Origin of the sequence: Cycloclasticus sp. (genome assembly GCF_019090545.1) — a bacterium.
Taxonomy (GTDB): Bacteria; Pseudomonadota; Gammaproteobacteria; order Methylococcales; family Cycloclasticaceae; genus Cycloclasticus; species Cycloclasticus pugetii.
This window is the reverse complement of record NZ_JAHRVT010000026.1, coordinates 22,282-43,758: the sequence shown is the minus strand read 5'-3', so window position 1 is coordinate 43,758 and position 21,477 is coordinate 22,282. Positions and strand designations below refer to the sequence as shown.

Below are 21,477 nucleotides of genomic sequence, written 5' to 3'. Positions count from 1 at the left end.
ATATATTAATTCAAAAATTTATTAAACCGACTATTTTTGGCTTTCTCAAGCTTCTCTATTTTTTCAGCTGTCGATTCATTTGATTCACTCACATTACCCATTGGCAACTCAATCGCTTCTTGCAATTCGACCGCTTTCTTTTCAACAACCATAGGCTCTTCAATAACCGCCTGCGCTGATTTTCTTTTTTCTGCAAAACGTGAAATAGCATTCGATTGAACCACAATAACCACTCGTCTATTCCTTTCACGCCCTTCTGGGGTTCGGTTATCCTCAACTGGGTGGTGTTCGCCATAACCAACCGCCGCCAAACGTTGCGGATCGATCCCATATTTAGTCAATAAATGAACAACACTGGCTGAGCGTGCGGCAGATAATTCCCAATTAGAAGGGTATTCAAATGAATTTATCGGAATATTATCCGTGTATCCTTCTACTTGCACCGTATTATTTAATTTTCTAATTGGCTTGGCGACTTGCCATAAGACTCTTAACGCTTCATCAGACAAGCTCGCATTACCACTTCCAAATAACATTTTGCTGTTCAATTCAATTTCGACCCAAAGGTCATTTTTTTTAACCGACACAAGGTCACTATCTATTAATGGGGACAAACCAGACTCCAAATTGTCGGCTAACTGGCCTAAGACTTTCGCTTCACTTATTGTTTGATCACTGTCAATGTCACTATCAACAATTTTAGCTGTTTGTTGTGGTTTGGCCTCAGAAAATAGCTCAGGAATCATTTTATCGCCCCCTCCTTCCAGCTCCATCAGCCTTTCAATCAGCGCTTTATTTTGCAGAACATCGCCAATTTCTATTGGATTCATGGTTCTAGGCTGACCTTTAAAAGCGCCATCTAAAGTGCTTGATAACACTCTATATTTCCCTTCATTCACCGACGAGACCGAATACATCACCACAAAAAAGGCAAATAAAAGGGTAATGAAGTCCGCATAAGAAACCATCCATCTCTCATGGTTTTCAACCTCTTCAAGCTTTTTTTTGCGTCTTGCCATTGACTATAAATACCCTTGAAGCTTTATCTCAACATTCCGTGGATTTTCACCTTCGGCTATCGCCGCAATCCCCTCTATCATCATTTCTCGAGATTGCGAGTATGCTTGAATTTGAACTTTTAATTTGGAGGCCATAGGAATAAATAATAAGTTAGCTAAGCCTACACCATAGATGGTTGCAACAAATGCGGTTGCAATACCAGCTCCTAATTTACTTGGGTCGGACAAGTTTTGCATAACATGAATAAGACCCATAACAGCACCAATAATGCCGATTGTTGGTGCATAACTACCCATCGACTCAAACACTTTTGCACTCAGCAACTGCCTTTCTTCTAGCGCTTCTAATTCAAGCATTAATATATCGCGTATTACTTCTGGTTCAGCTCCATCGACCAATAATTGCATTCCTTTTTTAGCGAACTCATCTTCTTCATCATCAACAACCGCTTCTAGACCGAGTAACCCTTCACGTCTAGCAATTTCGCTCCATTCAATAATTTTAGTGATTGACTGTTTTAGCTTAAGCTTAGGAGGAAAGAGCACCCAGCTTAATAACTTAAGTGAACCAAAAAATATTTTTGCGGGTGATTGCAGCAAAACTGCGCCAATGGTTCCACCCAGCACAATCAAGGCTGCCGGGCCATTAATCAACGCAGACAGGTGGCCACCATCCATAAAATTGCCACCTAAAATAGCACCAAAGCCAATAATTACGCCCAAAATGGTCAAAATATCCAAATTACACTCTCCTGGTTTAGGGCGAATAACATCGAATGAAAAATCATCAATACAGCTCCATTGTCTTAATTATTAGGCTTAATACCTGATGCTTATGAGGGCGCATAATTTACCAAACGTGATTTCAAGCGAAGCATTGCTTGATTATTAATTTGACACGCTCGTGATTCACTTACCCCTAATACACTGCCTATTTCTTTTAAATTTAGTTCATTATCATAATACAATGATACGACCATTTGCTCTCTTTCCGGCAAGCTAGAAATGGCCCCTGCTAGTGCCACTCTAAAGTCTTCTTCATTGATGTTTTCTAAAATATTTTCTGTAGAGACTTGGTCGCTTTCTCCCTCCATCTCATCGGTACTGAATAACCGACAACATGTACTATCTTGCAATATTTTATGGTATTCCTCTATTGTGATATCTAGCAGCGCGGCTATTTCTGTGTCACGCGCATCTCGCCCAGTTTGCTGTTCAATACGTCGCATCGCTTCAGTAATTTGACGCGCTTTTCTATGCACCGACCTAGGCGTCCAATCGGTGCGCCTAACATCATCCAACATGGCGCCTCGTATGCGAATTCCAGCATACGTTGCAAAACTAGCCCCATAGTTATCTTTATAGTTATTAGAGGCTTCTAATAAACCTATCATACCTGCTTGAATAAGGTCTTCTACTAAAACAGTATCCGGTAGTTTCGCTAATAAGTGATAAGCAATGCGTTTAACTAAAGGCGCATGTGTAGCAACCAGTTCCCCAGCAGTTTTTGCTTGAAGGTTGGTATACATCGCAATGCCGTTCACTCCGTCAACTCTCCTATTTAACTCGCCTGAATAAGCCGTTCTACAAAAAACTCTAGATAACCTGCCGCACCCCGTTGCACAGGCCATCGATCAATTTTATTTGCTAGGTTTTTAATCGCTACGGCGGCGTGACTATTTGGCGCAGACTCAAGTACTGCTTGTTGTTTTTGAACTGACTTACGGAGACTTGGATCAAATGGAACAGCACCTGTAAAATACAGCGCTACATCAAGATATTGATCCGTGACTTTACAGAGCTTTTGGTACAGCATTTTCCCATGTTGAAGCGACTCCACCATATTGGTAATAATATGGAAGCGAGACAGGCCATGATCACGGTTTAACAACTTAATCAACGCATACGCATCGGTTAATGACGTTGGTTCATCACAAACAACAATCAACACCTCTTGACAAGCCCTTGCAAAATTAATCACACCGCCATGAATGCCCGCTGCGGTATCAACCAATAATAAATCAATTTCTTCTTGAAATTCGCTGAACGCATTAATAATCCCAGCTTGTTCCAGCGTGCCCATTTCTGCCATATGCTGAACACCTGATGAGGCTGGAATGACTTTTAAGCCCTGAGGGCCTTCAACAACAATTTCGTCTAACGTTTTTTCCCCACTTAACACATGGGTTAAATTAAATTCCGGGTGCAGCCCCAGCAAAATATCAACATTGGCTAACCCCATATCTGCATCAAGCAGCGCAACTTTTCGGCCTAATTTACAAAAAGCGATTCCCAGGTTTACAGATAAATTTGTTTTACCCACCCCACCTTTACCACTGGCTACTGCAATCACTCTCACAGGTTTTTTATTTGTCATCTGTTTCATTCCTGATGCTTGATTCAAGCCTTCTTTAAACATTCGCATGTCGCGAAGACCCATCTAATAACACAGATAAACCAATATCTTCTTCATCTGCTAATAATTCACTGGGTTCAATAAACGTTGCCATAAGCTCGCTGGCAGATGGGTAATGGAGATCTTCAGGTACTCGTTGCCCATCTGTTACAAAACCCAAGGGTATTTGTTGTTCAATAATGGCAGATAGTGCACTGCCAGGGCAATCTGTTTCATCCAATTTACTAAGAATGCAGCCTTTTGGCTCTGCATCTGCAAACGTTTTAATCACTTCGCGCATAGCCCTAGATTCGGTAGTCGCCGAAATGACCAAATAATTATCTATCTCAAACTTATCGTCTTGCAATAATTTGAACTGTTCTGTCATCCGAATATCTCGTTGACTCATCCCAGCTGTATCGATCAATACCAACCGTTTATCGACGAAATCCGTTAATGCATCTTGGAAATCCTCTTCGGTAGAAGCAACACGCATAGGCACACCTAAAATTCTAGCAAAATTACTCAATTGCTCATGAGCCCCAATACGGAAATTATCTGTTGTGATTAATGCTAATGAATCAGGCCCGTGACGCATTCTAAAACGTGCAGCAATTTTTGCGATAGTGGTGGTTTTACCCACACCTGTAGGGCCCACTAAAGCGACCAAACCACCGTCATCAAGTATTTTGTTCTCCATGATAGGTAGTGAATCGGCGGCTAGTGTTAAGCAATTAAGCCACGCCTCTTCAAGCTCTGTTTCTGTAACAACCGTTTCGGCCAACTTAACACTTAGTTTTTTTGAAAACCCGGTATCCAACAATCGTCTAATAACATCAATTCGTACTGGGTTTTGTTGCGTCCGGTCTGACCAAGACAATTCGTTTAATACGGTTCTAAACTCATGCCGCATCATGTCTAATTCATGTTTAACTGCCTTAATAGCTGGGTCTTCAACCCATGTTGGCTCAACCCCTGCCGGTTTGTTTTTTGCTGGTTTTGGTTTAACTAACCGTTGTTTCAGCGCCGGTTTTTTGTGGCCCGGCGTATAGTCCTCTCTAAACGCCTGCTTAGGCGGCTCATTCCAGTCTATTGACACCCTGTCATCTTTTAGCTCCTCATCCAACCTAGCATCTAGCAACGTTTCTTTCTTATCGGCCGCTGCTTGAATGGCTTGCTCATCATAATCCTTAGCCGCCACAATTTCGACGCCACCGTCTACTCTATTATTTGATAGGATAACCGCATCCGCACCCAGCTGCTCTTTGACCAGCTTAAGTGCTTCACGCATATCGGGAGCAAAAAAACGTTTAATTTTCATCGAATATAACCTCGTAAAGTCTATTATCCATTTTGCCCAACACTCCCAACAACACGAACTTGTCTATCCTCAGGGATTTCGTTATACGACAAAACATTTAATGTTGATATTGAGTGGCGAACAAAATGAGCTAACCAAGGGCGCAAAAAGCCAGAGACTAGAAGAACGGCACTTTTCCCTTCCATTTCTAGTTTTTGAGTACTTTCTTGCAATGCATTTATCATTCTTTCTGCTAACCCTGGTTCCAATCCTGCGCTACCATCTTCTGACGCTTGTAAGCTTTGTTGCAATAAGCGTTCCAAATCTGGATCTAAAGTAATCACTGACAGTTCACTGTCTAAGCCACTGATTTTCTGGACTATTGAGCGGCCAAGGGCAATTCTAACGGCCGCTGTTAATGCGCCAGCATCTTGACTGCTACGCCCATGTTCAATCAGTGTCTCGGCAATTGTTCGCATATCTCGAACCGGAATATTTTCCTGTAATAAATTTTGCAGCACTTTAACAACTGTACCTAATGAAATGGTTTCTGGTACTAAGTCTTCAACCAGTTTTGGCGCTGACTTTTTCAGCGTATCGAGCATTTGCTGGACTTCCTCATGGCCTAATAACTCATGCGCATGTGTTTGAATAATCTGACTTAAATGTGTTGCCACAACAGTCCCAGGGTCAACAACGGTATAGCCCATTGTTTGTGCTTGGTCCTTTTGCGATGAGTCAACCCAAACCGCGTCTAGACCAAACGCGGGGTCTTTTGTAGCAATGCCTTGAATATCACCAAATACTTGGCCTGGATTAATCGCCAATTCCCTATCAGGGTGAATTTCAACCTCGCCAATATTAACGCCCATCAATGTTAGGCGATACACATTCGGTGCCAAGTCTAGGTTGTCACGAATATGCACAGATGGAATTAAAAAGCCTAATTCTTGCGAGAGCTTTTTCCGTACCCCTTTAATTCTTGACATCAGCTCACCACCTTGCGTTTTGTCAACTAAGGGAATCAACCGATAGCCCACCTCTAGGCCAATCATATCGACTGGGGCCACATCATCCCAAGACAGTTCTTTTGGTTCATCTGGCAATGCTTGTACAGGCGAATCAAGCTCAACAGGTGTTAATTCTGCCTGTTGCTGTTTTTTATGCATTAAATAAGCAACATAACCTAAGGCACCGGCCAATGACATAAACACTAAGTTGGGCATTCCTGGAATCAACCCTAATACGCCAATAATCGCACCAGCAATAGCCAATGCTTTCGGGTTACTAAGTACTTGCAGTGACACCTGCTCACCCATATCTTGATTACTATTCACTCGCGTCACGATAATGGCTGTTGCGGTAGAGAGTAATAAGCCGGGGATCTGCGCCACAAGACCATCACCAATTGTTAGCAATGTGTAATATTCCATTGCTTGAGAAAAAGCCAAGTCGTGTTGCAACACACCCACACCAAGGCCGCCAACAATATTAATTAGTAGAATCAAAATGCCTGCAATAGCATCACCACGAACAAATTTACTAGCCCCGTCCATCGAACCATAAAAATCAGCTTCCTGACTAATCTCTGCTCGTCTGTCACGTGCTTCATCTTGTGTTAACAGCCCCGCATTTAAGTCTGCATCAATAGCCATTTGTTTACCCGGCATTGCATCCAAAGTAAACCGAGCGCTCACTTCTGAAACACGGCCTGCACCCTTTGTAACTACCACAAAGTTAATGATAATCAAGATGCTAAAAACTACTAAACCAACCGCGTAGTTACCACCAATAACAAACGCACCAAATGCTTCGATCACTTTACCGGCAGCATCACCACCATTATGCCCCTCAAGTAAAACCACCCGCGTTGATGCAACATTTAAACTAAGCCGTAATAGCGTAGCTACCAATAAGAAGCTTGGAAAAACAGCAAAATCCAGTGGCCGTAATGCATAAACCACTACCAATAAAACAATCAACGACAACGCAATATTAAAGGTAAATAACATATCCAGCAAAAAGGGTGGCAATGGCAGCACCAACATCGCCAAGATGACCATAATCAAAATGGGTGCACCTAAACCATTTCGCGCGAAATCTAATAAAATTTTTGAAATGTCGTTAAAATTCATCGTCTATTGCTACCTTGTTAAACGCTAATCGGTGTTGTTTGTATATTTTTTGTATTCATCTGGAATAGAAATATCACTTGGCGCGACTGGTTTCTTCCAGCGCTTTTGTGTTGCAATTCGTAATTGATAAACATATGCCAAGACTTGAGCTACCGCTAGGTAAAGCCCTTTAGGGACTTCTTGATCAATTTCCGTCGTAAAGAATAAGGCCCTAGCTAAAGGTGGCGCTGAAACCAGCGTAACCCCATTACCAACCGCAATATTCCTTATTTTCGCGGCTATTAAATCCGCACCTTTAGCAACAACGATGGGGGCATCGCTTCCACCTTCCTCGTATTTAAGTGCTACTGCAAAATGCGTGGGGTTGGTCACAATAACATCAGCCTGTGGTACCGCTTCTAGCATTCTTCCTTGTGACATTTCTTGTTGCAATTGACGTATTTTACCTTTTACTTCGGGCCGCCCTTCGGTCTGCTTCATTTCATCTTTCACTTCTTGAAGCGTCATTTTTAGCTTTTTCTTGTATTCCCATAAACTAAACGGCACATCAATCGCCACGACCAATAATAAAGACGAGCATAAAATGACAAAAGATAAGGTCATCACATCGCTGGCTCGAAGCAAGGCATTTTCTAACGGTAATTGACTAAGATAGATAAACTCGCGCAAATAGATATCCACTAACAAAGCCATAATGCCTAATATTAAGCCAAACTTAAGTAAAGATTTAACCAGCTCTATTAGACTGCGCATCGCGAACATTCGCTTAAAGCCTTCAAGCGGATTCATTTTGCTTGCCTTAGGAGCAAAGGCTTCAGCACTAAATGACCAGCCCCCCATCGCAATAGGGGCCGCTAACGCAGCAACCACCATCGCCGCTAAAAAAGGGGCCACGAACATTAGTGCCTCCTGCATAGCGAACTGAAGGCTGTTAATTGATGCTAAAGGGTCAAACAAAGTGCTTCTTTCTATCGTAAAAGCCTCTTCCATCACGCGCCACATGCCTTTCATGATGCGCTCACCGGTCATCCAAATCATCACCGAGCCCACCATTAAAACAACGACCGTATTCAGTTCTTTAGAGCGTGCAATATCACCCTTTTTTCGGGCGTCTTCCTCACGTTTGGCGGTGGGTTCTTCGGTTTTTTCTTGGTCGTTATCAGTCGCCATATCAACGCCTTATCCGTAAAAAGTCGCCAATCACACCATAACTTTCTGCCAGCAAATTGGTAAAATTTCCAAGTACTGACGTAAGGGTAACCCACATTAATAATGTTCCTAAAATGAGTGTAATGGGAAAACCAACCGCAAAAATATTAAGTTGTGGCGCTGCTCTTGTAACAACACCGAAGGCAATATTGACCATTAATAACGACACAATGGCTGGTAATGCCATTAATAGCCCAGCTGAAAAAATTCTGCTTGACCAGGCAATAATGGACCAAATGTCCGAACGCTCCATGCCGATATCACCAATCGGTAGGGTATTAAAACTATCGATCAACATTTCAATTAACACCAAGTGCCCCCCAAGTGTTAAAAACAAAAGAGTAGCCAGTACCAAATAAAATTGACTAACCACCGGTACGCTGACGCCGGTAGTTGGGTCCATCATCGAGGCAAAACCTAGGCCCATACTGTAAGCAATTCCCTGTCCTGCAAAAATAATAGCACTGAATACCAACTGCAAAACAAACCCCACTGACAGGCCAATCAATAATTGTTGCAACCCCGTCATAATGCCTTCATGACTCAACACATCAATCGCTCGGTGTTCAGGTAAAAGAGGAAGCGTAAAAAAAGTCACCATCAATGCTGCGCCAACAAGAATTTTATTATCAACAAAACGCCCACTAAACACAGGGATTGCAATAAACATGGCACTTATGCGAAGCAAGGGCCAAAAAAAACTCGATGCCCAAGCCATGATTTGTTGTTCACTATAGACCACGCTTAGAGTATCCGCTTAACCGATTAAATCAGGAATACTTAGATATGTTTGGCGCGTAAAATTAATAATTAAGCGCAACATCCATGGCCCGGCAATAGATAAAACAACAACGATGATCAATAACTTAGGAACAAAACTTAATGTCTGCTCATTAATTTGTGTTGCTGCCTGAAACATCGCAACAATAAAACCAATGGCTAACGCCGATAATAAAATAGGTGCCGATAAAAGGACCGTTACTTGCAAGGCTTGCTCGCCTAAATTCATGACGCTATCAGGTGTCATTAGTTCTACCTCCTAAGTAAAGAAGCTCGCGGCTAAAGTCTCCATAATCAGCGACCAGCCATCTACTAAAACAAATAACATCAGCTTAAATGGCAAGGAAATAATCAATGGAGATAACATCATCATACCCATCGACATCAAGACACTGGCCACGACCATATCGATGATAAGAAAAGGAACAAAGATCATAAACCCAATTTGAAACGCTGTTTTTAGCTCACTGGTCACAAACGCCGGTAATAACAGCGATAACGGCACATCTGACTCATCTGTGATAGGCTCCGCTCCAGAAATTCTGGCAAACATTTCCAAATCATCACTTCTGGTCTGGCGCAACATAAAGCCACGAAACGGCTCTATTGCTTTTGTAATAGCTATATCTGCCGCTATCTGATCGTTTAAATAAGGTTGCAGAGCCTCTTCATTCGCCTTTTCTAACACTGGCGACATAATGAAAAAAGTTAAAAATAAAGCCAGCCCCAACAAAATTTGATTGCTAGGTGTTTGTGGTGTGCCCATCGCTTGGCGAAGAATGGAAAAAACAATAATGATTCGTGTAAACGAGGTCATCATTACTAACAAGCTTGGTAAAACTGTCAGCAATGTCATAACTGCTAATATTTGCAGCGTGACCGAATAACTTTTACCGTCTCCAGCGATAGTAATGGCCTCAATGCCATTCGCCGCAAAACTCGTCATGGGAACAAGAGAGAAAAAAATAATAAACAATAGTGGCCTTTTCATTCTGCGCCCTTTTTATTCATTACTTTTTTTAAACTGTCTTGAAAAGCTGTCGGTACTGCTTCTTCCTGACTAAGGCTTTGAGATATTTCACCGGCCTCAAAGGTATGCAAGGTCACCACCCTACCCGGTGCAACACCAAGTAGCAGGTGTTGATTACCCGCCTGTATCAAGACTGCTTTTTCTCGATGCCCCAACGACACACCAGACAGTACTTTCAAATGACCTTTATGACTAGAGGCTAGCCCTGTAAAACGCTTTGCGGCCCAAGCAACGATAAGAATCAGCAATAAAACAAAGAACAAACCTATCGTCCACTGCGTTAGATTCGCTGTAGACAACGGATCTACGCTATTCGAACCAATAGCAGTTGGCACCGATGAGAAGGCAGCTGTTGAAGTGAACATCAATGATAAAGCCCGTAAGTAGTTCATTACTTCAGCTTCTTTACTCGCTCGGCGGGGCTGATAATATCCGTTAAACGCAGGCCAAACTTATCATTCACAACCACTACCTCACCACGCGCGATAAGCGTTTTATTCACCAGCACATCCATCGGTTCACCAGCTAGGCGGTCTAACTCAATCACCGAGCCTTGGTTTAGCTGAAGTAAGTTACGAATACTGATCTTTGTATTACCCACTTCCATTGAAACAGTCACTGGCACATCTAAAATAACATCCAGATTTATTTCGCTGTCCATGCTGCTAGGCGCGCTGGTATCAGAGACAGGTGCGAACGCTGCTGCTTGTGCATCATCATGTTCATTAGTACTCTCATCGCCCCAATCAGCATTGTTATCTGATGGCTCATTTGCTGTCCCACCTAGGTCAGAAGTGTCATTAGTATTATCGTCATCACTCATTTTCTTTATTCCTCATCATTGACCAAAATCTTCACTTCTTCACGTTCCATCTTCTCTTGAAGTTTCACCGCAAAGTGTCCATTACTTTCACCAAGCTTGCCTCTAAACAATGGCATTTCTCCAGACTCAACAATGACCTGCTCTGGTAAGGTAATCGGTAAAATATCGCCTTCCTTAAAGGATAAAACCTCTTTAAGTGAAACTTCTTTCTTTAGTAATACACAGTTAATATCCACATCTGCTGTTTTAATGTCGTTCCTTAATGCAGACTTCCAACGTACATCAATATCACCACGGTCACTTTGAATACCGGCATCTAACAGTTCACGAATCGGTTCTAACATGCTGTATGGCAAACTAAATTGAATATCTCCGCCACCCCCTTCAAGCTCAAGATGAATAGTCGATACCACCATCACCTCTGTCGGGCTAACGATATTGGCAAATTGAGGGTTTACCTCAGAATTAACATACTCAAACTCAAGTTTTAAAACCGGCTCCCATGCTTTCATCAAGTCTTCAAAAACAATGTCCAAAACAATTCGAACTACGCGTATTTCTGTTGCTGTAAATTCGCGTGCTTCGCTCGTATTATGAAATTTTCCAGAACCGCCAAAATAACTATCCACAATCATAAAGACCAAGCTTGGGTCAAAAACAAACAAGGCTGACCCACGTAAGGCCTTTATTTTTATAATATTTAAGTTAGTTGGTACAAACAGGCTTTGGACGTATTCTGAAAACTTCAACATTTGAATGCCTGATACAGACACCTCTGTTGAGCGCCTTAAGAAGTTAAACAGGCTAATGCGGAAATAACGTGCAAAGCGCTCATTAACCATTTCAAGTGTTGGCATTCGCCCACGCACGATTCTATCTTGGCTATTAAAGTCATAATTGCTCGCCTCACCGTTTGGCGCATCAACGCCTGTTTCTGTTTCAACATCGCCACCATCGACACCTTGCAATAAGGCATCAATTTCATCTTGCGATAATAAATCCGAATCAGACATTTACTGCATGACCAAGTCTGTAAAAAAGACTTCTTTTACGTTAGAAGAGACACTTCTCTTAACTAAAATTTTATTAATTTCTTCTTTAACATCTGATTGCAGCTGTTCTTTTCCTTTTGATGTTTTAAGTACTTCAGGATCTTGAGCAGACAGCATCATTAGAATATTGTTTCGAATCACAGGGTCATGTTTTTTTACCGCATCAATAACGCCTTCATCATCGACCATAATACTGATAGCCAGTTTTAAGACCTTTATATTGCCGTCTGAAAAATTAACCATAAACGGCGGCGTCAATGCTTGATAAACGGCTACCGCTTCAGCCTCATCAGCATTCTGTTCATCTGCTTTTTCTTCAATAGCTTCTGTTGACTCACCCACAACCGGACCTTTTTCTGCTTCAAAAAAACCTGTGAAATACAAGCCAGCGCCTAGCAGTATAATGGCCAACACAACACCGCCCGCGATCATAATTAACTTCTTTTTAGAACCCGCCGCATTTTCAACTGCTGTTTCTTGCTCTTGCTCTTCGTCTGCCATAATATTTACGTCCAAAAGTTATTACATAAAAACAGTAATAGCAATTGCTGTGCCATATATTAAATCAATATTTTTCAATGACTTATAATAAACTAATGCTCAGGCGTCAAAATCAAGTCATTAAGCAACCTAGTATTTTTGGTGTTTGTCAAAATTTAACCACCCTAAACGTAAAAAAGCCTAAGTGTTCTTAGAACAACTTAGGCTTTTAAAACATCCTAACTAACTGTCTATTTAAACGTCAGGCAAAGTCACTAAATAAACCAGTGTATCGTCGTACTTGTTCAGCATCTTGTGAATCAAACATTGATTCACCGGTGTCCCGATTAAACTCATCTGATTGAGCCATTCCACCTTCTTGGCTATTGGAAGCTTGTTCACGTTGATCACTAAATGAATGTTGCGATACATCAATACCCACCACGTTGACGTTTTGCTCATTCAACATATCGCGTAAGCGGGGAAGAGCCGCCTCAATGGCTTCTCTTGTTGCACCATGTTGTGCAGTAAATGACACCATTGCTTGATCATTTTGCATTTGGACTCTGACCTCAATAGGCCCCATATGCTGAGGGTTCAACCTAATCTGGGCGCCAGACATGGATTGGCCCACTACCCACTGTACTCGCTGGGTGAAGTGCTCCCCCCACTTCTGACTGTTCATTGGCGTATCAAGCTGCAAATTTGCCTTATCAATTACGGCATGTTGTGTTTGCCCAGCAACCGGTGCCCCTACATTTAATAACAAGCCTTCTGTTACTGGTAAAGCTTTACTGCCTGCCGTTTGCTGAGTAAACATGGAGTTTACCGTATCAGACACTGTGTTTTTTAAATCACCTACAAGTGCATCAGGCAGACTTGTAGATTGAGGCTTATTTAAGGATGGCAGCGTAGCCGACGAATTCAAAAAATTCACTTCGCCACCTTTCCCATTCAATCTACCCCTCTGGTCCGGCAACCGTCCGGCCGTTAGTGGGTCAAACACTATATCTTTGTCGCGCACATTAGCATTAGCCAATATATCGCTGTTTAATGGGCCGCCCAAAGCTGCCGCTGGTGGCAATTCATTGCCGCTAATCGCAGCCATAGCTTCCCCTGCTTCAAGCTTAGGCTCAACTAATATTACGCCTACCTCTGTGGGTATCTCAGCTGTATTTTCTACGATAATGACGTCTTCATGCAGTTGCCCTGAAGCGTTAGATAGCACCTCGGTAACCGTTGCCGTTTGTTCTGATTGAGTTTCATCAGCCGTTACAATCTTGGAGGATGAAGCAGCTTCCGGCGCATTAGTCTTATTAACAACAACCGCCGTGTTACCAGTGTTTTCAGCATGTTTATCCGATGATGCTGGTTCATGACTCTGCCTATTAAGACGGTCTATATTTTTTTCAAAATGTTTTGAAAACCCGTCATCGTTTGAGCGACTGGAATCACTTATAACCGAATCAGCAGCACCCTTCGAGGCGCTACCCATCTGTGGACTTAATATAGCTGGTACGTCCATTGCCATCTCCATATTGCTTTAAATATGTTTACAACAGAGCAATTGGCATGCCAGATCAATAAAAGCCTTAACAACTAGGTCTTAGCTTTAGTTTTATCAAGCTTATTTTTAGATTACTACCGCCTACATATTCCGGCGGTACTGTCCGCCGACCTCAAAAAACGCCTCTGTAATTTGGCCCAATGAGCAATAGCGACCTGCCTCCATTAACACCTCAAAAACGTTCTCATTATTTTGCACCGCCTGTTGTAAATCATGCAGTGCTTCTACGGCCTTATCTTCGTTTGCTTCGTGGGTAGCCTTTAATCGATGCAATTGACTTTGTTTTTCTTCTTCCGTGGAGCGCGCCAATTCGATAGACGTTACGGACTCATCAGCCGTTGGATTTTTAAACGTGTTTACCCCAATAATTGGCAGCTCACCTGTATGTTTCAACATTTCATAATTCATTGATTCATCTTGAATTTTCCCACGTTGATACCCCGTCTCCATTGCACCGAGCACACCACCACGTTCAGAAATGCGTTCAAATTCGCGTAGCACTGCTTCTTCGACTAAATCAGTCAGCTCTTCGATAATAAAAGCCCCCTGCAAGGCATTTTCATTTTTTGCAAGGCCGTACTCTTTATTGATAATAAGTTGAATTGCCATCGCACGGCGGACAGACTCTTCGGTTGGTGTTGTCACCGCTTCATCATATGCGTTGGTATGAAGGCTATTGCAGTTGTCATTAATGGCAATCAATGCCTGCAAAGTAGTCCGAATATCATTAAAATCCATCTCTTGAGCATGTAATGAACGGCCCGATGTTTGGATATGGTATTTTAATTTTTGTGAGCGATCATTTGCCCCGTATTTAAAACGCATTGCAACGGCCCAAATTCGCCGCGCTACTCGGCCCATAACGGTATATTCCGGGTCCATACCATTAGAAAAAAAGAATGACAAATTAGCGGCAAAATCATCAATATGCATACCTCGTGACAAATAGGTTTCTACATAAGTAAAGCCATTTGACAAGGTAAAGGCCAACTGGGAAATAGGGTTCGCGCCCGCTTCAGCGATGTGGTAACCCGAGATCGAGACTGAGTAGAAATTACGGACTTGTTTATCGATAAAATATTGTTGGATGTCACCCATCATTTTCAGGCTAAATTCTGTCGAAAAAATACACGTGTTTTGACCTTGATCCTCTTTAAGAATATCTGCTTGAACGGTACCTCGTACATTCGATAAAGCCCAATCTTTAATCTCATTGCGTTCGTCCTCTGAGGGGCAGCGTCCTTTTTCCTCTTCAAATTTATCGCACTGTTGATCAATAGCGGTATTTAAAAAGAACGACAATAAGGTTGGCGCTGGGCCGTTAATCGTTAGCGAAACGGATGTTGTTGGTGCGCATAAGTCAAAACCATCAAACAAAACTTTCATATCGTCTAAAGTAGCAATAGAAACGCCCGAATTGCCAACTTTCCCATATATATCGGGCCTCACACCTGGGTCATTGCCATACAGTGTTACCGAATCAAAGGCTGTTGATAGCCGTGTTGCCTCTGAACTTTCAGACAATAATTTAAAACGTCGATTGGTTCTGAAGGGGTCGCCCTCACCCGCAAACATACGGGCTGGGTCTTCACCTTCGCGCTTAAAACTAAACACACCGGCGGTATACGGAAAGCTTCCCGGTAAATTTTCTTTTAATAAAAAACGTAATCGTTCGCCATCGTCTTCATAAGCGGGTATTGAGACTTTTGGAATACGGGTGCCTGACAAAGAGTATGTTGCTATATTCGTTGTCACTTTTTTATCCCGAATAGTGTTCACATAGGTGTCTTCTTTATAGGCTTTTTTTGTATCTTCCCAAACATCAAGCAATCTTTTACAACGTGGATCGAGCGCATTTTCACGCTTCAAAATTTGTCTATTGAAGGCTTCGTCGCTTGCAGGCTCACCCAACATACGTTGCACTTGTTTCAATTGCTGACGTTCTCGTGCAACGGTGACTTGCTGTTCGATTTTTTTATGGTAATCACGCACTGTTTCGGCAATTTCAGCTAAATAACGTTGCCGTTCAACAGCAATAATCGCGCTACTTGTTGTTGAGCGTTTGATGGCTACTTGAGCAAAAAAGTCACCTTCCCAGCTGTTAAGCTCTTTGCTCTCGAAGATTTTTAATAAGCCCTGATACAACGCCGTTACCCCATCATCATTAAATTTTGATGCGATAGTGCCATAAATTGGCAGTTCTTCGATCGGGGTTGTAAAGAGTTCGTAATTACGTTGATACTGCTTTCTAACATCGCGAAAAGCATCGTCACTGCCTTTGCGATCAAATTTATTAATCACCACTACATCAGCAAAATCCAACATATCAATTTTTTCTAACTGACTGGCTGCCCCAAACTCAGGCGTCATCACATACATCGATACATTAACAAACGGAACAATACCCGCATCACCCTGCCCAATGCCTGGGGTTTCTACAATAATTAAATCAAAATTTGCAACTTTGCAGGCATCTATAATGTTTGGTAATGCTTCAGGGACTTCGCCTTTCGTGTTGCGCGTTGCGATCGATCGAAAATAAATATTCGGGTGATTAATCGCATTCATACGAATACGGTCGCCTAATAGGGCACCACCCGTTTTACGTTTGGTAGGGTCAATGGCAATAACCGCAATTTTTAAATGCTCAAGCTCAATATTAAAACGTCTAATAAGCTCATCTGTTAAGGACGACTTACCAGCACCACCGGTTCCCGTAATACCCAACACAGGGGTTTTTGAAAACGCCTTAGCACGCACATTGATTGCATCAGTAGATTGTTTTGAAACCGTATTTTCATCGAAGCCTGTAATAAGACGTGATAATTTTCGATACCCGTGTTCATTCAAATCATCAAAATCATCAGGTATACCCACCTGTGCAAGGTCATAGTCCGATGTTTCGATCATCTCATTGATAATCCCTTGTAGCTGTAATGATTGCCCATCGGCTGGACTAAATATATGAGACACACCATAGGCATGCAACTGTTCAATTTCTTCTGGCACGATAACCCCACCGCCGCCTCCAAAGACCTTGATATGCGATGCCCCCTTTTCTTTTAACAGGTCAATCATGTATTTAAAATATTCAACATGTCCGCCTTGATAAGAGCTTATTGCAATACCATGCACATCCTCCTGAATAGCTGCATTAACCACTTCTTGTACCGAACGATTATGCCCTAAGTGAATAACTTCAGCCCCCGTTGATTGAAGAATACGGCGCATAATATTAATCGCCGCATCATGACCGTCAAACAAACTGGCTGCGGTAATAAAACGCACGTGGTTATTAGCTTTATATTTTACAAGTTTACTGGGGTCAACGACCGTCTCTTGTGCTACTGACATGCTATAACTCCTAACTGTTTTGCCTTAGTTCAATACGCCTTATTTTTCCTGAAATTGTTTTTGGTAATGACTCAACAAATTCAATTTCTCGTGGGTATTTATAAGGTGCTGTCTGTTTTTTCATGAAGGCTTGAATGTCTCGTCTCAGCTCATCACTAGGTTGATAGTTACTGGCTAAAATAATAAACGCTTTAACTACTTCGCCACGTGCTTCATCTAGCTTTCCAATGACCGCTGACTCAAGAACGGCAGGGTGTTCTAATAAAGAACTTTCTACTTCAAATGGGCTAATTCTGTATCCCGATGAATTAATCATGTCATCTGAGCGCCCAACAAACCAAAAATACCCGTCTTTATCGACGCTACAATTATCTCCCGTATAGTACCAACCGTTTTTGAAACACATTGCCGTTGCTTCATCATCTTGCCAATAGCCCTCAAACATACCCGGCTGAAGCGGCTCTGTTAGTTCAATGGCTATACTGCCAATGCAATCTACCGCACAAATATCACCTTTTTCATCAACAACTTGCACATTAACACCCGGTACCGGCTTACCCATAGAGCCTGGTTTAACAGGCATGCATGGGTAGTTGGCAACAATATTAATGGTTTCGGTTTGACCATAGCCATCGTAAATTTTTCCACCCGTGGCGTTATACCAAGCTTTAATCACTTCCGGGTTTAACGGCTCACCTGCTCCTAACGCATGACGAACTGAACTTAAGTTATAGCTTGATAAGTCCATTTGAGCAAATACTCGGTAAACGGTTGGCGGCGCGCAGAATGTTGTTACTCCTAACTTTTCAATTAATTTCAAGTGTAATTCGGCATCAAAACCCACACCATCAAACAACACCATTGCAGACCCCATTTGCCATGGTGAATACAACATTCCCCAGGCTGCTTTAGCCCAACCCGTGTCAGACAACGTCCAATGGATATCATTTTCTTGCTGATCCATCCAATATTTACCCGTAATCGTATGGGCGTGTGCATAGGCGTTATCTCGTGGCACCATTTTTGGCATTCCTGTCGTACCAGAGGTAAAGTAAATCATCATTAAATCTGATGCTTTGCTCGGTGCTAATTGTGACCTATCTAAATGAGTGCTTGCAGGTTGAGTAAGTGATTCAAATGTACACCAACCTTCTTTTGGTTCTCCAATAACAATCAGCGTCTTAAGACTAGGGCAGTTCTTTTTAATCGCCTCAACCTTATCTGCGTTATTGGCACTCACAATTGCCATACTGGCCTTTGAGCGATTGATACGATATTCAATATCTTGTGAGGTTAACAAATTAGTAGCTGGCATCGTTACCACACCTAATTTGCAACAGCCCAGCATTACTGAGTACCATTCACCAACTCGGGGAATCATAACAAAAGCCAAGTCGCCTTTTTTAGCGCCTAAGCTTAGCAAGCCATTTGCAAATTGATTAGATCGTTTAGAAAGATCGCTAAATTGATAATATCGAATATTCTCGCCCGTACTATCGACTTCGATATACGCCAATTTATCGGCTTCTTGCGCTCTTTTATCAATGACATCAAAAGCAAAGTTATAAAGTGCCGGCGTTTCTAATCTGAATGATGCTTTGACATCATCATAATTTGTCATATTAAACATACGCTTCCCCTATTTTTATTATTATTCTTTTAATCAGTTTAACACTGGCCAATTATGAGTCAAAAATAGTAAAACTAATGCTTGGGCTATGTATATAGTCCATAGATCACTAATTTCGTGCAAAAAAAAGCCCTTATAAATATACGTTATAAGGGCTTTATGTATTAAGGCATCAATTGTTTAGCATTAACTGAATGGGTTATTCAGAACAATCGTCTCTGTCCTTTCTGGTCCTGTGGAAACAATATCAATAGGCACCTCTACGAGTTCCTCTAATCGTTTAATATACGCTAGCGCTTCTTTTGGAAAGCCGTCTAACGATTTACACCCTTCCGTTTGACCTTGCCAGCCAGGCATTGTTTCAAAAATTGGCTCACACTGTGCATAATTTTCAGCACCAATGGGTGGTACGTCAATAATCTCACCGTTTAACTTATATGCGGTGCATATTTTTACTTCCTTGAGTCCATCCATTACATCCAGTTTGGTTAAGCAAATACCAGTTAAACTGTTCAAGCGGGCAGAGCGTCGAAGTGACACAGCATCGAACCAGCCACAACGCCTTTCACGACCGGTTGTTGCACCAAACTCATGCCCTTTTTTACCTAAGTACTCCCCCACTTCATCATTTAACTCGGTCGGAAACGGTCCGCTACCAACACGCGTTGTATAAGCTTTAGTGATGCCTAAAATATAATCCATATCACAAGGCCCCATTCCGCTGCCACTGGCCGAACTACCAGCAGTAGTGTTAGACGAAGTAACATAGGGGTAGGTGCCATGGTCAATATCTAATAATGCGCCTTGTGCGCCTTCAAATAAAATATTTTGACTGTCGCGACTGTATTTATGCAGTTGATCGGCCACATCAATAAGCATTGGCTTAATGATCTGTGCCTGCTCCATTACTTGGTCATACATTGTTTGAAAATCATACGTTTCGGCATTGAAATAATGCTCCAACACAAAATTATGGTACTTCAATAGTTCTTGCAGCTTTTCCGCAAAAATCTTTGGTGTTAATAAATCGCCGGCACGCAAACCTCGTCTTGCAACCTTATCTTCATAAGCAGGCCCAATTCCACGTCCTGTGGTGCCAATTGCTTTATTACCTCGTGCTCTTTCGCGCGCTAGATCTAAACCTATATGCACAGGTAATATTAATGGACAGGCTTCACTAATCTTCAAGCGTCCATCCAACTTAACACCGGCTTTTTCTAAAATATCCATTTCAGTCAATAAAGCTTCGGGCGATAACACAACACCGTTACCAATTAAACACTGAACATTTTCTCTTAAGATACCTGATGGAATCAGATGCAATACTGTTTTTTCATTTCCAATCACTAAGGTATGGCCAGCATTATGCCCCCCTTGAAAGCGCACAACTGCAGCAACATCATCAGTTAATAAATCAACCAATTTACCTTTGCCCTCGTCACCCCACTGGGTGCCAATTACGACAACATTTTTTCCCATTTTATGTCTCTATCTAAACTATGATTATGAATTGATACAAGTGCGTTATTCACTCACTTGCCATTGACCGTTTATCTGTTTGATGGTCAACGTATGATCGGGTTGTTGCGTATCACCGGGTAGCGCTTGTATAACAATTCGGCCCGATGCTCGCAATTGACGAATAACATCATGCAAATCAGCATCCATTACATCGGGCGCTAAAATAACATTGTCAGTTTGTTCTTCGCTTAACTGACTTAAGCGTGATAACACTTTGACATCCGCACTAAACCCAGTGGCTGGTAGCAAATCGTCCATTTGTTCTGTTAAGTTATCGTATCGGCCACCACGCGCCACTTCTGAGCCAAAGCCCGGCACAAACGCAGCAAACACAATACCTGTTTGGTATTGATAACAACGAAGCTCACCTAAATCAAAGTATAAAGGTAACGCGGGGTAAATATTCTGCAGTAATTCAGCGGTCCGTTGAAGCTCGTCTATCGCTTGTAAAACATCAGCGCCGCCAATTGCTAAATTAGTTTTTGCATCATTAAGAACAGATATATCACCATTTAGGTTTAACAACTGATAAAAAGCCTCATACCAAGCTTTATCTAACTGGAAGGTTGATAGCAATTCTTCTAGCTCTTCCGTCGCTTTTCGTTGCAATACTTCAAATAACTCAGCTTCTTGCTCAACCGTTAAGCCGGCGTTTTTGGCAAGCTCTCTAAAAATGGCCACGTGACCTAAATCTAAGTGAACTTCTTGTAAGCCAGCTATTGCTAAGGTTTCGAGCATCAACCGTATAATTTCCACATCACTTTCAATGTGCTGGCTGCCGTAAAGCTCTACCCCTACTTGAATTGGGCTACGTGATTTTTCAATCTTAGCACCTCGCGCCTGTAGTATTGAGCCGAGGTAACAAAGCCTAGTAGGTGCCTCTTTATAAAGGTGATGTGAGGCCATACGAGCCACTTGCGGCGTCATATCGGCTCTAACCCCTAAAGCTTTACCACTGATCTGGTCAGTTAAATTAAACGTCTGAAGCGCTAATTCACTGCCCGTTCCTGTTAGCAAGGTATCGCGAAATTCAACCATCGGTGGAATAACATACTGATACCCCCAAGATCGAAACAAATCTAACAATTTGCGCCGCATGGTTTCCAAACGAGCCGCCTCATTCGGGAGTAAGGCATCAATACCTTCTGGTAACATCCAATTATTTTTCTTAGCCATTAACTT

The 21,477-nt window shown here is 42.2% G+C and carries 19 protein-coding genes; all 19 read right to left on the bottom strand.

Features of this window, described 5'->3' with window-relative positions:
• Positions 1-5: 5 nt before the first annotated feature.
• Positions 6-1,019, bottom strand: a complete 1,014-nt coding sequence (gene motD / locus KUG63_RS06065) for a flagellar motor protein MotD (RefSeq protein WP_020162447.1) — start codon at positions 1,017-1,019, stop codon at positions 6-8.
• Between the two features lie 3 nt (positions 1,020-1,022).
• A complete protein-coding gene (locus KUG63_RS06060; protein WP_016390021.1) occupies positions 1,023-1,760 on the bottom strand; it encodes a flagellar motor protein in 738 nt (245 codons plus the stop codon).
• Positions 1,761-1,852: 92 nt separating this feature from the next.
• Positions 1,853-2,548, bottom strand: a complete 696-nt coding sequence (locus tag KUG63_RS06055; protein ID WP_198003986.1) for an RNA polymerase sigma factor FliA — start codon at positions 2,546-2,548, stop codon at positions 1,853-1,855.
• A 32-nt stretch (positions 2,549-2,580) separates the two neighbouring features.
• Positions 2,581-3,438 (bottom strand): MinD/ParA family protein, encoded by an 858-nt coding sequence (locus KUG63_RS06050; protein WP_015006339.1) that lies wholly within the window; start codon positions 3,436-3,438, stop codon positions 2,581-2,583.
• Positions 3,431-4,735 carry a flagellar biosynthesis protein FlhF gene (gene flhF / locus KUG63_RS06045; protein ID WP_020932253.1) on the bottom strand — a complete coding sequence of 435 codons (1,305 nt, stop codon included), beginning with the start codon at positions 4,733-4,735 and terminating at the stop codon, positions 3,431-3,433. Before flhF ends, KUG63_RS06050 begins: the two co-directional genes overlap by 8 nt.
• 23 nt (positions 4,736-4,758) lie before the next feature.
• Complete coding sequence (gene flhA / locus KUG63_RS06040) at positions 4,759-6,849, bottom strand: flagellar biosynthesis protein FlhA (RefSeq protein WP_020162449.1); 2,091 nt, start codon at positions 6,847-6,849, stop codon at positions 4,759-4,761.
• 24 nt (positions 6,850-6,873) lie between these two features.
• Positions 6,874-8,019 (bottom strand): flagellar biosynthesis protein FlhB, encoded by a 1,146-nt coding sequence (gene flhB, locus KUG63_RS06035; protein ID WP_015006342.1) that lies wholly within the window; start codon positions 8,017-8,019, stop codon positions 6,874-6,876.
• 1 nt (position 8,020) lies between these two features.
• The gene (gene fliR, locus KUG63_RS06030) at positions 8,021-8,776 is read right to left on the bottom strand and encodes a flagellar biosynthetic protein FliR (protein WP_223253231.1); all 756 of its coding nucleotides are present in this window, start codon (positions 8,774-8,776) and stop codon (positions 8,021-8,023) included.
• Positions 8,777-8,815: 39 nt separating this feature from the next.
• Positions 8,816-9,085 carry a flagellar biosynthesis protein FliQ gene (gene fliQ, locus KUG63_RS06025; protein WP_020932251.1) on the bottom strand — a complete coding sequence of 90 codons (270 nt, stop codon included), beginning with the start codon at positions 9,083-9,085 and terminating at the stop codon, positions 8,816-8,818.
• Positions 9,086-9,097: 12 nt separating this feature from the next.
• The gene (gene fliP, locus KUG63_RS06020; RefSeq protein ID WP_020932250.1) at positions 9,098-9,829 is read right to left on the bottom strand and encodes a flagellar type III secretion system pore protein FliP; all 732 of its coding nucleotides are present in this window, start codon (positions 9,827-9,829) and stop codon (positions 9,098-9,100) included.
• Positions 9,826-10,260 (bottom strand): flagellar biosynthetic protein FliO, encoded by a 435-nt coding sequence (gene fliO / locus KUG63_RS06015; RefSeq protein ID WP_287554416.1) that lies wholly within the window; start codon positions 10,258-10,260, stop codon positions 9,826-9,828. The genes fliP and fliO overlap by 4 nt, the downstream gene beginning before the upstream one ends.
• Positions 10,260-10,691: a flagellar motor switch protein FliN gene (fliN, locus tag KUG63_RS06010; protein WP_020162453.1), complete on the bottom strand. Its 432-nt coding sequence runs from the start codon at positions 10,689-10,691 to the stop codon at positions 10,260-10,262. Before fliN ends, fliO begins: the two co-directional genes overlap by 1 nt.
• Before the next feature lie 5 nt (positions 10,692-10,696).
• Positions 10,697-11,704: a flagellar motor switch protein FliM gene (gene fliM / locus KUG63_RS06005; RefSeq protein ID WP_015006348.1), complete on the bottom strand. Its 1,008-nt coding sequence runs from the start codon at positions 11,702-11,704 to the stop codon at positions 10,697-10,699.
• A complete protein-coding gene (gene fliL / locus KUG63_RS06000) occupies positions 11,705-12,244 on the bottom strand; it encodes a flagellar basal body-associated protein FliL (RefSeq protein ID WP_073022959.1) in 540 nt (179 codons plus the stop codon).
• Between the two features lie 241 nt (positions 12,245-12,485).
• Complete coding sequence (locus KUG63_RS05995; RefSeq protein WP_287554414.1) at positions 12,486-13,748, bottom strand: flagellar hook-length control protein FliK; 1,263 nt, start codon at positions 13,746-13,748, stop codon at positions 12,486-12,488.
• 123 nt (positions 13,749-13,871) lie between these two features.
• Positions 13,872-17,144, bottom strand: a complete 3,273-nt coding sequence (icmF, locus tag KUG63_RS05990; RefSeq protein ID WP_287554413.1) for a fused isobutyryl-CoA mutase/GTPase IcmF — start codon at positions 17,142-17,144, stop codon at positions 13,872-13,874.
• A 10-nt stretch (positions 17,145-17,154) separates the two neighbouring features.
• The gene (locus tag KUG63_RS05985; RefSeq protein ID WP_287554411.1) at positions 17,155-18,774 is read right to left on the bottom strand and encodes an acyl-CoA synthetase; all 1,620 of its coding nucleotides are present in this window, start codon (positions 18,772-18,774) and stop codon (positions 17,155-17,157) included.
• 186 nt (positions 18,775-18,960) lie between these two features.
• Positions 18,961-20,253, bottom strand: a complete 1,293-nt coding sequence (locus KUG63_RS05980) for an adenylosuccinate synthase (RefSeq protein WP_015006352.1) — start codon at positions 20,251-20,253, stop codon at positions 18,961-18,963.
• A gap of 45 nt (positions 20,254-20,298) precedes the next feature.
• Entirely contained in the window at positions 20,299-21,471 is a 1,173-nt protein-coding gene (locus KUG63_RS05975; protein WP_041932897.1) for an ATP phosphoribosyltransferase regulatory subunit, read from the bottom strand.
• Positions 21,472-21,477 lie beyond the last annotated feature (6 nt).

Bases quoted from the DNA above. Each gene is read 5' to 3' on its own strand.
- motD (WP_020162447.1), bottom strand. From the start codon at position 1,019: ATGGCAAGACGCAAAAAAAAGCTTGAAGAGGTTGAAAACCATGAGAGA.
- KUG63_RS06055 (WP_198003986.1), bottom strand. From the start codon at position 2,548: ATGTATACCAACCTTCAAGCAAAAACTGCTGGGGAACTGGTTGCTACA.
- KUG63_RS06050 (WP_015006339.1), bottom strand. From the start codon at position 3,438: ATGTTTAAAGAAGGCTTGAATCAAGCATCAGGAATGAAACAGATGACA.
- flhF (WP_020932253.1), bottom strand. From the start codon at position 4,735: ATGAAAATTAAACGTTTTTTTGCTCCCGATATGCGTGAAGCACTTAAG.
- flhA (WP_020162449.1), bottom strand. From the start codon at position 6,849: ATGAATTTTAACGACATTTCAAAAATTTTATTAGATTTCGCGCGAAAT.
- flhB (WP_015006342.1), bottom strand. From the start codon at position 8,019: ATGGCGACTGATAACGACCAAGAAAAAACCGAAGAACCCACCGCCAAA.
- fliR (WP_223253231.1), bottom strand. From the start codon at position 8,776: ATGGCTTGGGCATCGAGTTTTTTTTGGCCCTTGCTTCGCATAAGTGCC.
- fliQ (WP_020932251.1), bottom strand. From the start codon at position 9,085: ATGACACCTGATAGCGTCATGAATTTAGGCGAGCAAGCCTTGCAAGTA.
- fliP (WP_020932250.1), bottom strand. From the start codon at position 9,829: ATGAAAAGGCCACTATTGTTTATTATTTTTTTCTCTCTTGTTCCCATG.
- fliO (WP_287554416.1), bottom strand. From the start codon at position 10,260: ATGAACTACTTACGGGCTTTATCATTGATGTTCACTTCAACAGCTGCC.
- fliN (WP_020162453.1), bottom strand. From the start codon at position 10,691: ATGAGTGATGACGATAATACTAATGACACTTCTGACCTAGGTGGGACA.
- fliM (WP_015006348.1), bottom strand. From the start codon at position 11,704: ATGTCTGATTCGGATTTATTATCGCAAGATGAAATTGATGCCTTATTG.
- fliL (WP_073022959.1), bottom strand. From the start codon at position 12,244: ATGGCAGACGAAGAGCAAGAGCAAGAAACAGCAGTTGAAAATGCGGCG.
- KUG63_RS05995 (WP_287554414.1), bottom strand. From the start codon at position 13,748: ATGGACGTACCAGCTATATTAAGTCCACAGATGGGTAGCGCCTCGAAG.
- icmF (WP_287554413.1), bottom strand. From the start codon at position 17,144: ATGTCAGTAGCACAAGAGACGGTCGTTGACCCCAGTAAACTTGTAAAA.
- KUG63_RS05985 (WP_287554411.1), bottom strand. From the start codon at position 18,774: ATGTTTAATATGACAAATTATGATGATGTCAAAGCATCATTCAGATTA.
- KUG63_RS05980 (WP_015006352.1), bottom strand. From the start codon at position 20,253: ATGGGAAAAAATGTTGTCGTAATTGGCACCCAGTGGGGTGACGAGGGC.
- KUG63_RS05975 (WP_041932897.1), bottom strand. From the start codon at position 21,471: ATGGCTAAGAAAAATAATTGGATGTTACCAGAAGGTATTGATGCCTTA.